We start from the raw sequence: 12,660 nt of genomic DNA on the forward strand, positions 1-12,660 counted from the left end.
ATTGCTGAAAGCAGAACGGCGATCCGGGAAACTGGATCGCCGTTTTTATTTGGGCGCGGCTTGCCTCGAAGGGGCGTCCGGTTCGACGTTGCGGGGGAGACAGGTTTCTTCGATCTCGAAACGTGCGCTCAGGCCCACGTTCCTTTCCGGGCAACGCGACAGCAACGCAAGCAGTTCGGGCCGCAGCCCATCGCCGCGCCGGGCAACGAGCGGATGAAACGCGAGCAACGGCAGCATGGCGAGACGCCGTCTGGCGATGAACGATTTCACCGCGCAATCAGGCTAACCTGATCGCCAGACAGGAACAGTCCGTTTCTTGCTGCTTCATCAGCCTGGCGCGGGGCATAAAAAAAGGCGATTCGTTTTCGCGAATCGCCTTTCTAAAATCGAGCGCAACGTTATCAGGCCACCGCCCGTTTCTCCCCGCCTTCATTGCTCCGCCACCGCGCCAGCAGCTTTTCCCACTTCAGCTTCGCCGCCTTCACGTTGTTTTCCTTAATGTGCCCGTACCCGCGCATCGAGTCCGGCAGACTCGCGAGTTCGATTGCGAGCGGCAGCTTCTGAGCCGTCAGCCCGCCGATCAACTCACGCACCAGCGCCTCGTACTCGTCGATCAACGCTCGCTCCATCTTCCGCTCTTCCGTCCGCCCGAACGGATCGAGCGCCGTGCCGCGCAGGAACTTGAACCGTGCCAGCACGCGCATCGCGGACATCATCCACGGCCCGTATTGCTTCTTGACGAGATGCCCATGCGCGTCCTTCTTCGACAAGGAAGGCGGCGCAAGATGCATCTTGATCTTCCAGTCGCCTTCAAAGCTCGCGCGCACCTTTTCGATGAACGCCGGATCGGCATACAAACGCGCGACCTCGTATTCATCCTTGTAGGCCATCAGCTTGTGCAGGTTCTTCGCGACGGCTTCGGTCATCGCATACTCGCCAGCGCCGAGTTCCGCCTCGGCAGTGCGCACCGACGCAACCAGCCGCCCATAACGCGCCGCGTACGCCGCGTTCTGATACCGCGCGAGATAGTCGAGCCGCTTGTCGATCATGGCGTCGAGCGCTTTCGGCGTATGCAGCGCGATGACCTTGCTCGCCGCCGCCTCCTGCGTGCCGTGAGCAAGCCGCGTCACGCTGGAGAGGTCGTGCGCCGCCCGCCGTCCCCACTCGAACGCCGCCAGATTCTTCTCGACCTGCACGTTGTTCAGCTCGATCGCGCGGACCAGCGATTCATGCCGCAGCGGCACCCAGCCCTTCTGCCACGCGAAGCCCAGCACGAACGGATTCGTGTAGATCGCGTCGCCCATCAGCGCGACGGCAAAACGGTTCGCATCGACGAGCGCGACATGCTCGCCCGCTGCCGTGCGAATGTCGGCTTCGGCGCTCGCGCCCGGAAAGCTCCAGTTCGGGTTCTTGATGAACTCGGCGGTCGGCGTCTGCGCGCTGTTCACGACGACGCGCGTGTGATCCGGCTGCATCCGCGAGCCGCATTCGTTGCTCGCGGTGACGATCGCATCGCAGCCGATGACGAGATCCGCCTCGCCCATCGCGATGCGCGTCGCGTGGATATCGGCCGGGCGGTTCGCGATCTGCACGTGGCTCATCACGGCGCCGCCTTTCTGCGCGAGGCCGGTGACATCGAGCACCGTGACGCCTTTCTGCTCCAGATGCGCCGCCATGCCGAGCAGCGCGCCGATCGTCACCACGCCCGTCCCGCCGACGCCCGTCACCAGCACGCCATACGGCCGTCCGATTTCGGGAAGCTCCGGCATCGGCACGGCGGGCATGGCGTCGCCGGAAACGCTCGTCGCCTTAGGCTTCTTCAGTTGCCCGCCTTCCACGGTGACAAAACTCGGGCAGAAGCCGTTCAGGCACGAGTAGTCCTTGTTGCATGTCGACTGGTTGATCTGCCGCTTCGTGCCGTACTCGGTGTCGAGCGGCTCGACCGACAGGCAATTCGACTTCACCGAGCAATCCCCGCAGCCTTCGCACACCGCCTCGTTGATGACGACGCGTTTTGCCGGATCGGGGAACGCGCCGCGCTTCCTGCGCCGGCGCTTTTCGGTGGCGCAAGTCTGGTCGTAGATCAGGATCGACGTGCCGGAAATTTCGCGCAACTGGCGCTGAATGTCGTCGAGTTCGTCGCGATGATGCACTTCGATCCCCGGCGCGAGCCCGACATTCGCATCGTACTTTTCAGGCTGGTCCGTCACGATGACGATCTTCGCCGCGCCTTCGGCCGCCAGTTGATGCGTGATCTGCGGCACGGTCAGCACGCCATCGACGGGCTGGCCGCCTGTCATCGCGACCGCGTCGTTATAAAGAATCTTGTAGGTGATGTTCACCTTCGCCGCGATCGCCGCACGGATCGCGAGCAGGCCGGAGTGAAAGTACGTGCCGTCGCCGAGATTGGCAAAGACGTGCTTGTCGTTCGAGAACGGCGACTGGCCCACCCACGCGACGCCTTCGCCGCCCATCTGGCTGAATGTGCTCGTGCTGCGGTCCATCCACACCGTCATGTAGTGACAGCCGATGCCCGCCATCGCGCGCGAGCCTTCCGGCACGTTCGTCGATGTATTGTGCGGACAGCCCGAGCAGAACCACGGTTTGCGCTCCGCCTCGACGCGCGGCCGGGCGAGCGCTTTCTCCTTCGCGTCGATCACGGCGAGTCGCGCGCCGATGCGCGCGCGCACGTCGGCGGGCAAATCGAACTTGTCGAGACGCGTCGCGATCGCCTTCGCGATGATCGCCGGCGACAGCTCGTAGTGCGCGGGAAGCAGCCAGTTGCCCATCGGCACGGACCATTCGCCGCCTTTGCCGTCCTTTTCGTCGAACTTTCCGAAAACGCGCGGACGCTCGGTATCCGGCCAGTTGTACAGCTCTTCCTTGATCGCGTATTCGAGAATCTGGCGCTTTTCCTCGACCACCAGAATTTCTTCCAGTCCGCGCGCGAATTCCTGCGCGCCCTGCGCTTCGAGCGGCCACACGCAGCCGACCTTGTAGAGACGAATGCCGATTTGCGAGCACGTCGCGTCGTCGAGGCCGAGATCGGTGAGCGCCTGACGCACGTCGAGATACGCCTTGCCGCCGGTCATGATGCCGAAGCGCGCGTGCGGCGAATCGATCTCCACGCGATCCAGCTTGTTCGCGCGCACATAGGCGAGCGCGGCGTACCACTTGTAATCGAGCAGACGCGCTTCCTGCACGAGCGGCGGATCGGGCCAGCGAATGTTCAGGCCGCCTTCGGGCATCGCGAAATCGGTCGGAATCACGATCTTCGTGCGATGCGGATCGATATCCACGGAGGCCGACGACTCGACGACATCGGTCACGCACTTCATTGCGACCCAGAGGCCGGAATAGCGGCTCATCGCCCAGCCGTGCAGGCCGAAGTCGAGGTATTCCTGCACATTCGACGGGAATAGCACCGGCAGGCCGCACGCCTTGAACAGATGCTCGGACTGATGCGCGAGCGTCGATGACTTCGCGGCGTGGTCGTCGCCGGCGAGCACCAGAACGCCGCCGTGCGCAGCCGATCCCGCGGAATTGCCGTGCTTGAAGACATCGCCCGAACGGTCGACGCCCGGGCCTTTCCCGTACCACATCGAGAACACGCCGTCGTATTTGGCGCTCGGGTACAGGTTGACTTGTTGCGAGCCCCACACGGCGGTGGCGGCGAGATCTTCGTTCACGCCCGGTTGAAATACGACCTGATGCCCGGCGAGATGTTTCTTCGCCTTCCAGAGCGACTGGTCGAGACCACCGAGGGGAGAACCGCGATAGCCGGAGATGAATCCGGCGGTGTTGAGCCCGGCGGCCTTGTCGCGCTCTTGCTGGAGCATCGGCAGGCGCACCAGGGCCTGGATGCCGCTCATATAGGCGCGGCCGCGTTCGAGCGTGTATTTGTCGTCGAGCGTGACGGATTTCAGCGCGGCTTCTAGGGAAGCTCTTTGTTGTGCGTCTAGCGGGGCGTTCATTATGTGTACTCCTCCACCCGGGATTTTGGGATCACCAAAGCATTTCTCGGGCCGACGCGTCTTGTGAACGCTTGGCCGGGATTCTAAGTTTGCCGGTGCAACCCTGTTTCAGACACTGGTAAATACCCGTTAAAAATTCCTCACTTGCCGATGCTTTGCGTTAATTCCTTGATGATTTGACCGTCATCGAGAGGGTTTTGTTACAGCGTGTAAATTCGACCGGTTTGCGGAACCCTCGCGCTCACGGCTGTCTAAAATGGCGCTTCCGGGAAACCCCGCGCTGTTCTCTTTTGCGCGTTTGGCTCCCGAAAGCAGGCTGTACGCACGTAGTTAGAAGGAGATAACGATGAAACAACGCCACATCCAGAGTGTTCTGATGGTTTCGGCGGCTTTTTTTGCCATCAACGCGCCGGTGGGCGGCGCACGAGCGAATAATGCGACGCCGTTCGGGGCGTCGTCGGTTGCACAGGTCGCGCAAGTGCGCGTTCAGTCCGTTCAGGCTGGCGCTCAGAAGCGCCGCGAATCGGAAAGCAGCGACGACGAGACGGCGGGCTGACCCCGTCATCGCGGCCGTGTTTCGCACATCGGCTGCCGGAAACGAAAAAGGGACATGCGCCGCATGTCCCTTTTTTTATGGCCGCCGCCGGCGTCAGTTGGCCGTCGTGTCTTTCAGCACGCCGCGGCGCATCTGATCCAGTTCGATCGATTCGAAGAGCGCCTTGAAATTGCCTTCGCCGAAGCCCTGATTGCCCTTGCGCTGGATGATCTCGAAGAAGATTGGCCCGATCTGGTTCTCCGTGAAGATCTGCAGCAGGATTTCGTCCTTGGTGCCGTCGATCAAAATCTTGCGCTTTTTCAGTTCCGCGACCGATTCGACGTGGCCCGGCACGCGGCGATCCACGAGTTCGTAATACGTATCGATAGTGTCGAGCAGGGCGATTTTCGCGCCGCGCAGGCCGTCGACCGTGGTGTAGATGTCGTTCGAGCCGAGCGCGATGTGCTGAATGCCCTCGCCGTGATACGCGTCCAGATATTCCTGAATCTGCCCTGCGTTTTCCGAGCCTTCCTCGTTGATCGGAATGCGGATCTTGCCGCACGGCGAGGTCATCGCTTTCGACTTCACCGCCGTCACCTTGCCTTCGATATCGAAATACCGGACTTCGCGGAAATTGAAGAGCCGCTCGTAGAACTCCGCCCATTCGACCATGCGGCCCCGGTGCACGTTGTGCGTCAGGTGGTCGATATAGGTCAGGCCGTGACCGACCGGATTCTGCTCCGCGCCCGGAATCGGCTCGAAGTCGACGTCGTAAATGCTGATGTCGCCGATGCTGCCCGGCTCCGCGCCGTTCTTGCCGCGCCAGCGGTCGACGAAGTAAATCAGCGAATCGCCGATGCCTTTGATCGCCGGGATGTTCAGCTCCATCGGGCCGGTCTTGTTGTCGAAGCCCCACGCGCCGAGTTCGAGCGCGCGCTGGTAGGCCTTTGCCGCATCGGCGACGCGGAACGCGATGGCGCAGATCGACGGTCCGTGGAGGCGCGCAAAGCGCTGTGCGAACGAATCCGGCTCCGCATTGATGATGAAGTTGATCTCGCCCTGGCGATACAGCGTCACGTCCTTGTGACGGTGCTTCGCGATCGCCGTGAAGCCCATTTGCTCGAACAGTTTGCCGAGCGCGACGGGATCGGGCGCGGTGTATTCGATGAACTCGAAACCATCGGTGCCGACGGGATTTTCCCAAGTCGATGCGGTCATGCGTGTCTCCTGATATGAATGCGGCGCTGATTGCGCGACGTGGAGATAGTTTAGACAGGTGGCGCTGGCAAAAACTTGCGAAACAAATCGCGCGTTCCTAAGATTCGGCACGAAGCTGCCAAAATGACGCTTTACGGAGCAAGAAAATGGCCGAGCCGGAACTGGACGCGATCGATCGAAGAATACTTGCGATTCTTCAGGAGAATGGGCGACTGTCGAATCAGGAGATCGCGGATCGCGTGAATCTCTCGCCGAGTCCGTGTCTGCGGCGCATCCGACGTCTGGAGGAAATGGGCGTGATTCGCGGCTACGTCGCGCTACTCGACGCGAAAAAGCTGGGACTCGGCCTGCTTGCGTACATCAACGTGCGTCTGGAGAAGCGCGGCGGCACGCAGGTCGTGGCCGGCACGCCGAAAGCGCCGACGCACGGCGACCTGTTTCGCGAAGCGGTGCGTTCGTGGCCTGAGGTCGTCGCCTGCGACGCGATGACCGGCGAAATGGATTTTCTGCTGCGCGTGCAGGTGCGCGACATGGATGATTTTTCGCGTTTCGTGCAGGACGAGCTGCTGCATCATCCTTCGGTGATCGATGTGCGGTCGAGTTTTTCGCTCGAACGCATCAAGGAAACGACGGTTCTGCCGCTGCGCTAGAAATGGAAAAGGGCGGTCGATGCCGCCCTTCTAGATGCTCACTGCAAAGAGGATTACGCGGCGTCTGCCGTCGGCATGAACGCCTGGAAAACCTGCGACGCGCGGTGCGCTTGGCGCTTGATCGCGTAATCGAACACGGCGGCCTGCTCCTGGAGCAACTCGGCCATGATGCTGCTTTGATCCGCAGGCGTGAGCGAGAGATAAGCGTCTGCTTCGCCGTACGCGTATTCGATCTTCATGCCGGACTTCTTCGCGATATGCATCATCGTCGAATTGCGCGACAGGCAGTGCATGTACAGCACGGAGACGTGCGTGTTGCGGCTGCGCATGGCGGCGCGTTCGAACAGCTTCGAACCGATGCCGCGGCCACGCGCGCTTTCGAGCACGGAGACGCCGAATTCGGCGGTGCGCTTGTCGCCTTCCGCGGGAAGATACGCCAGATGGCCGACGCCGATCAGTTCCAGCGCGCTGCCGAACACGCCGAAGACCTTGTCGTTCGAGAAATTGAGATTGCGCACATAGTTCTCGATGACGTGATCTGGCACGACTTGCCCGAAACGCAGAAGGCGGTCGTCTTCGTCGAGTGCGAGGAAGTGCGTGAGGAGACGTTCGCGATCTGCCGACGACAGTTCACGGACGAGAACCGGCATACGCGCGTCTTTGAGCGGTAGATCGCTCGCGACGATCTGCTCGGCAGTGCGGTTGATGGTCAGTTCCACGGTTGTTCCTCCTTCATTCGTCATGCAGCATGCTGCAAAGCAAAACGAATTTTAGCCGATTACGGAGAAACGAGTACGGGAAAACCCCTAAAAAGCACTAGATCGCACGTTCTAAACAGCTAATGAAAACGATTAGAATCTATAAAAATCAACGGATTATGAAAATTGCGAAAACACAACGAAACACCGACCGGCCGGTTTGTTGTGCTGCATCAAATTAGTCCTTTAGGCCGTTTTCGATCATGTCGACGACCTGCTCGGCGAACTCGCCGTAGCCGAGCTTGCCGCCCGGCTTGAGCCACGTGAACGTCCAGTTGATCATGCCGAACACCATCATCGTGAGCGCGGTCTGGTTGTCCTTCGTCGCCCGCTTCGGATAAGCGCGCGCGAGTTGACGCGCGAACGCGGCCACGATGTCGCGCTGCCGGTCGAGAATGATCGCGCGCTGCGCTTCCTCCAGATATTTCACGTCGTTGAGCAGCGCGACGTGCCGGCTGTGCGAGGTCTCGTACTCCGCGAGAAACGCGCGCACGAGATCGGCGAACGATTCGCGCTCGCCCAGTCCGCGCCGCTGGCTTGCGCCTTCCACTTCCGCGATGATCAGCATCAGTCGCTTCGTGTAGCGGTCGAGGAGATCGAAAAGGATCGCCTCCTTGCTCTCGTAATAGTGATAGAGCCGCGCTTTCGACGTGCCGCTCGCCGCGGCGAGATCGGCCATCGAGGTGCTGGGATAGCTCGTCTGCGCGAATTTCGTGGCGGCGAGTTCGAGAATCTGTTCGCGTTGCGTCTCGTGGTCGGGCGCTTTGGTACGGGCCATGTGTTCGTAGTATGCGTTCTTATAAATTCAGCGGCGTAGCTCGGCCTGACTGATCTCGGACGGCGTGCCGCGAATTTTAAGCCGTCCGGCCGTGACGAGTTCGCGGCAACGCCAAAAAGCGATGGAATCGGAGAGCATGAAGTCGAAGCGCTGACCCATCGCGGCGCCTGCTATCTGGCGCGCAGGCCTCCATTCGGGGCCGGCGAGATCGAGCAGCGCTTCATCGACATCGAGCCAGGTTCCGGAGACGAGCATGTTGTCGCGCAGGCGGCGCGTGTCGGCGCTGGCGTGCTTCGCTTCCTGCCATTCGAGCGCGAGCCGGCTGATGCGCAGCACCGAGATCGGCGCCGCGGTCGGCAGTTTCGCGAGCAGTTGCTTCGGCGAGAACATGCCGACGGCTGTCGCGCGGTCGGCGCGGCCGACGCGTTCCGGACTGCTCTCGTCGCTGGCGATCGTGAGATCGTCGTGCGTGAGTTTTGCTTCGTTCAGGCGCTGCGGCGCGTTGCGCAGATGATAGGCAACGCGCCGCAAGGTCAGTTGATCCGCCGCGCTCTGACCGTGCCACACGACGAGCTGGCCATCGCCGCGCGCGAGGCGGCCAAAGAGCGCCTGCTGTTCTTCGAGTTCGTCCTCGAAGTCGATCGCGCTGTTCAGCACCTGTCGCCAGAACGCCGCGCGTGCAAGCGGCGATTCGTCGATATCCCTGATCGGGCCGACGGCGAGATCGTCGCGCAGCGCGATGACGCGCTCGTCGCGTTCCGCGCGTCGCAGCGCTTCCGTGAGGGATTGGGCCGCGCAATCGCCATTCGTGACGTGAATCATGTTCATCGGTGTCGGGATGCCGGAAAGACAAAAGGACCGCTCGGTCGGGCGGTCCTAGTTTACGCGAATCGAATGACGACCGGCTGTGACCTAGCGCTCGTCGAAACTCACGACCACACGCTCGCTCACCGGATGACACTGACACGTCAGCACGAAACCGTCATCGATCTCATGCTGTTCGAGCGTGTAGTTCTTCTCCATCTTCACTTCGCCTTCGAGCACTTTCGCGCGGCACGTGCAGCACACGCCACCCTTGCACGCATACGGCAACGCGAGGCCCGCTTTGAGACCCACATCGAGCACGCTCACGCCTTCATACGGCAGACGCAGCTTGCGCTTCTTGCCGTCGATGATCAGTTCCAGATCCGCCGCCGGCGTGTTCTCCGTGATCTCGACCGTCGGCGCGCCCGCTTGCGGCAGCGGCGAACCGAAGCGCTCGACGTGAATCTGCTTGGGCGCCACGCCCGAGTCCTTCAATGCCGCTTCGGCCGCATCCATCATCGGGCCGGGGCCGCAGATGAACGCTTCGTCGATTTCCTCGGGCGAGAGCAAGGTCTCCAGAAACGCCTTGCACTTCGCCTGATCCAGCACGCCGTTGAACAACTCGACGTCCTGCAAATCATCGGACAACACGTGATACAGCGAGAACCGGTCCATATACCGGTTCTTCAGATCTTCGAGCTCCTCGGCGAACATGATCGCGTCCACGCTGCGATTGCCGTACACGAGCGTGAAGCGGCTCGTCGGCTCCATGTCGAGCGTCGTCTTGATGATCGCCAGCACCGGCGTGATGCCCGAGCCGCCCGAGAACGCCACGTAATGCTTCGCGTGATCCGCGTTCAGATGCGTGAAGAAACGTCCGTCGGGCGTCATCACATCGATTTCGTGGCCCGGCTGCAAGGTGTCGAACGCGAAGTTCGAGAAGCGCCCGCCGCGCACGCGCTTGATGCCGATGCGCAATTCGCCGTCGCGATCGTAGTCGGTCACGCCCACGCAGATCGAATACGAACGGCGCGTTTCCTCGCCGTCGATATGCGTCTTGAGCGTCACGAACTGACCTTGCGTGAAGCGAAATGCGTCGCGCAGCGCGGGCGGCACGTCGAACGAAACAGTGACCGCATCGGCGGTTTCGGGACGCACGTCGCGGATACGCAGCGGATGGAATTGCGGAGTCGCCATGATGTCGATGATGTGAAGTCGGTTCAGTACGGCTTGAAGTAATCGAACGGCTCGCGGCAATCGATGCAGCGATACAGCGCCTTGCACGCCGTCGAGCCGAATTGCGCCAGCGTCTCGGTGTGCGTCGAGCCGCAGTGCGGGCAGGCGACGACTTCTCGCTTGCGCGGCACGAAGCGGATCGGTTTTTCCGCTGGCACGTTCGCGTTGCTACAAGCGCCCGCCGGCGGCGCGATGCCATAGCGGCGCAGCTTCTCGCGCGCTTCGTCCGTGATCCAGTCGGTGGTCCACGCGGGCGCCAGCACCGCTTCGATGCGATGCGCGCCGAGCGCGGCGCTGTCGATTGCCTGCGCGATATCCTCCGCGATCTGCGACATCGCCGGACACCCCGAGTACGTCGGCGTGATCACCACTTCGAGCACGCCATCGGCGCCGTGACGCACGTCGCGCAGAATGCCCAGTTCGCGAATCGAGACCACCGGGATCTCCGGATCGGGCACCGCTTCGAGCACCGACCACGCGCGCTCGATCGTCGTGTTTGCGTGTGCCGTATTCATTTACCAGCTCGCGCCCGGATGCTGACGCGCAAGACTCTGCATCTCCGCCAGCAGATAACCCATGTGCTCCGAGTGCTCGCCGAGCTTGCCCGTGCTCACGTGCTTGACTGCGGCGGGCGCGGTGAGCGTCGCCTCGTCGAGCGCGGCTTGCACCTGCTCGCGCCACGCCGGTTCGAAGTCGCTCGCGAGCGGCGCGATGCCGGCTTCGGCCACCGCGCGCTCGATGTCATCGGTCGCGAAGAATTCGTGCGTGTACGGCATCAGGTAATCGAGCGCCGCCTGCGTGCGCCGATGCGATTCCTCCGTGCCATCGCCCAGACGCACCAGCCAGTCGTGCGCGTGATGCAGGTGATAGCGCGTCTCCTTGATCGACTTCGCCGCGATCGCCGCGAGTTGCGCATCGTTCGAGGTTTGCAGCGCCGTCCATACTTGCGCCATCAGCGCGGAGTACAGGAAGTTGCGCACGATCGTCACCGCGTAATCGCGCCCGCTGCGCGCCGTGCCCGCGAGCGGGCCGAAGTGCGGCAGCTCCGCGATCGTGTAGTTGCCGAACTCGCGCTCGGTGCGAAAGTACGCGTAATCGTCTTCGGTTTTATTCGAACCTTCGAGCGTTGCTGCGTGCGTATAAAGCAGCCGCGCCTGACCGATCAGATCGAGACTGATGTTCGCGAGCGCGATGTCTTCTTCCAGCGCCGGGCCGTGGCTGCACCATTCGGCATTGCGCTGGCCGAGGATCAGCGCGTTGTCGGCCAGTCGCAGGACGTAAGCGAGATGTTGATGCGCGTGTGTCATGAATCGCGCCTCACATATGATTGATTTCATCGGGCAGCACGAAGAACGTCGGATGCCGGTAGATCTTGTCGACCGCCGGCTCGAACAGTTCGCCCTTGTCCGCCGGGTCCGATGCGGTGATCGCCGCCGACGGCACCACCCAGATGCTCACGCCTTCCTGACGGCGCGTGTACACGTCGCGCGCCATGCGCAACGCCGCGCCCGCATCCGGTGCGTGCAGGCTGCCGCAATGCTTGTGATCCAGTCCCTGCTTGCTGCGCACGAACACTTCCCAGATCGGCCATTCCTTGTTCATCTCTCTCGTCTCCTGAATTACGCCGCTTCGCGATGTGCGCGCGCCTTCTGTTTTTCCGCATAGGCAAGCGCGGCTTCGCGCACCCATGCGCCCTCGTCGTGCGCCTTGACGCGCGTGGCGAGGCGTTCCTTGTTGCAGGGGCCGTCGCCGTTGACCACGCGCCAGAATTCTTCCCAGTCGATCTCGCCGTAGTCGTGCGCGTTGCGCGCCGCGTTCCACTTCAGATCCGGATCGGGCAGCGTGACGCCCAGAATCTTCGCCTGCTCGACAGTGGCATCGACGAACTTCTGGCGCAGGTCGTCGTTCGAAATGCGCTTGATGCCCCACGCGAAGGACTGGCCGCTGTGGATCGAGTCCTTGTCGCTCGGGCCGAACATCATCAGCACCGGCCACCACCAGCGGTTCACCGCCTGCTGCACCAGATCCTTTTGCGCCTGCGTGCCTTTCATCATCGCGAGCAAGGCGTCGAAGCCCTGGCGCTGATGGAACGACTCTTCCTTGCAGATGCGGATCATGGCGCGCGCATACGGACCGTAAGTGCAGCGGCACAGCGGGATTTGATTCATGATCGCCGCGCCATCGACCAGCCAGCCGATCACGCCGACATCGGCCCAGGTGGGCGTCGGATAGTTGAAGATGCTCGAATACTTGGCCTTGCCCGCGTGCAGCGCCGCGACCAGTTGATCGCGCGAGACGCCGAGCGTTTCGGCCGCGCTGTAGAGATAGAGGCCGTGGCCGCCTTCGTCCTGCACTTTTGCAAGCAGAATCGCCTTGCGCTTGAGGCTCGGCGCACGGCTGATCCAGTTGCCCTCGGGCTGCATGCCGATGATCTCCGAATGCGCGTGCTGCGAAATCTGGCGCACCAGCGTCTTGCGATACGCCTCGGGCATCCAGTCCTGCGCTTCGATCTTGCCGTCGGCCTGCATGACCGCGTCGAAACGCGCTTGCTCGGGCGAGGCCGCGGATGGGGACGCCTCGGCTGCGGGTGTGGGACTCGGGAGGTCGAGGGATTGGGTGTACATGGCGGCACTCGCTCTTGGATAGTCGCTGTCCGGCGATTATAAACCGACCGGACGGTCGGTAAATGAGTTTTTGAGACGTACTC

General features: G+C 62.1%; 13 protein-coding genes. 2 read left to right on the forward strand and 11 right to left on the reverse strand.

Features of this window, described 5'->3' with window-relative positions; translation table 11 throughout:
* Positions 1-45: 45 nt before the first annotated feature.
* Positions 46-270, reverse strand: a complete 225-nt coding sequence (locus LY284_RS14135; protein WP_233386807.1) for a hypothetical protein — start codon at positions 268-270, stop codon at positions 46-48.
* 131 nt (positions 271-401) lie between these two features.
* Complete coding sequence (locus LY284_RS14140; RefSeq protein ID WP_233386809.1) at positions 402-3,974, reverse strand: indolepyruvate ferredoxin oxidoreductase family protein; 3,573 nt, start codon at positions 3,972-3,974, stop codon at positions 402-404.
* A 346-nt stretch (positions 3,975-4,320) separates the two neighbouring features.
* Between LY284_RS14140 and LY284_RS14145 the strand changes: the two genes are divergently transcribed.
* On the forward strand, positions 4,321-4,530 hold the full coding sequence (locus LY284_RS14145; protein ID WP_233386811.1) for a hypothetical protein: 210 nt from the start codon (positions 4,321-4,323) through the stop codon (positions 4,528-4,530).
* Between the two features lie 93 nt (positions 4,531-4,623).
* Here LY284_RS14145 and hppD read toward each other — a convergent pair whose 3' ends face one another.
* Positions 4,624-5,727, reverse strand: a complete 1,104-nt coding sequence (gene hppD, locus LY284_RS14150) for a 4-hydroxyphenylpyruvate dioxygenase (protein WP_014192502.1) — start codon at positions 5,725-5,727, stop codon at positions 4,624-4,626.
* Between the two features lie 146 nt (positions 5,728-5,873).
* Here hppD and LY284_RS14155 point away from each other — a divergent pair, with 146 nt between their 5' ends.
* Complete coding sequence (locus LY284_RS14155) at positions 5,874-6,377, forward strand: Lrp/AsnC family transcriptional regulator (RefSeq protein WP_045451366.1); 504 nt, start codon at positions 5,874-5,876, stop codon at positions 6,375-6,377.
* A gap of 53 nt (positions 6,378-6,430) precedes the next feature.
* Here the strand turns inward: LY284_RS14155 and LY284_RS14160 are convergent, their stop codons facing one another.
* From LY284_RS14160 to paaA, 8 genes are all read right to left on the reverse strand, one after another.
* Complete coding sequence (locus LY284_RS14160) at positions 6,431-7,027, reverse strand: GNAT family N-acetyltransferase (protein ID WP_175582487.1); 597 nt, start codon at positions 7,025-7,027, stop codon at positions 6,431-6,433.
* A 286-nt stretch (positions 7,028-7,313) separates the two neighbouring features.
* A complete protein-coding gene (locus LY284_RS14165) occupies positions 7,314-7,913 on the reverse strand; it encodes a TetR/AcrR family transcriptional regulator (protein WP_045451363.1) in 600 nt (199 codons plus the stop codon).
* Positions 7,914-7,940: 27 nt separating this feature from the next.
* Complete coding sequence (locus LY284_RS14170; protein ID WP_233386821.1) at positions 7,941-8,741, reverse strand: DUF1835 domain-containing protein; 801 nt, start codon at positions 8,739-8,741, stop codon at positions 7,941-7,943.
* Positions 8,742-8,825: 84 nt separating this feature from the next.
* Entirely contained in the window at positions 8,826-9,914 is a 1,089-nt protein-coding gene (paaE, locus tag LY284_RS14175) for a 1,2-phenylacetyl-CoA epoxidase subunit PaaE (RefSeq protein ID WP_045450644.1), read from the reverse strand.
* 23 nt (positions 9,915-9,937) lie between these two features.
* Positions 9,938-10,468: a 1,2-phenylacetyl-CoA epoxidase subunit PaaD gene (paaD, locus tag LY284_RS14180; protein ID WP_233386828.1), complete on the reverse strand. Its 531-nt coding sequence runs from the start codon at positions 10,466-10,468 to the stop codon at positions 9,938-9,940.
* A complete protein-coding gene (gene paaC, locus LY284_RS14185) occupies positions 10,469-11,260 on the reverse strand; it encodes a 1,2-phenylacetyl-CoA epoxidase subunit PaaC (RefSeq protein ID WP_233386839.1) in 792 nt (263 codons plus the stop codon). It lies immediately after the preceding gene.
* Between the two features lie 10 nt (positions 11,261-11,270).
* Positions 11,271-11,555 (reverse strand): 1,2-phenylacetyl-CoA epoxidase subunit PaaB, encoded by a 285-nt coding sequence (gene paaB, locus LY284_RS14190; RefSeq protein WP_233386847.1) that lies wholly within the window; start codon positions 11,553-11,555, stop codon positions 11,271-11,273.
* A gap of 17 nt (positions 11,556-11,572) precedes the next feature.
* Positions 11,573-12,577 carry a 1,2-phenylacetyl-CoA epoxidase subunit PaaA gene (gene paaA / locus LY284_RS14195; protein WP_045451352.1) on the reverse strand — a complete coding sequence of 335 codons (1,005 nt, stop codon included), beginning with the start codon at positions 12,575-12,577 and terminating at the stop codon, positions 11,573-11,575.
* Between the last annotated feature and the right edge of the window lie 83 nt (positions 12,578-12,660).

Origin of the sequence: Caballeronia sp. PC1, assembly GCF_021353155.1 — a bacterium.
Classification (GTDB): domain Bacteria; phylum Pseudomonadota; class Gammaproteobacteria; order Burkholderiales; family Burkholderiaceae; genus Caballeronia; species Caballeronia cordobensis.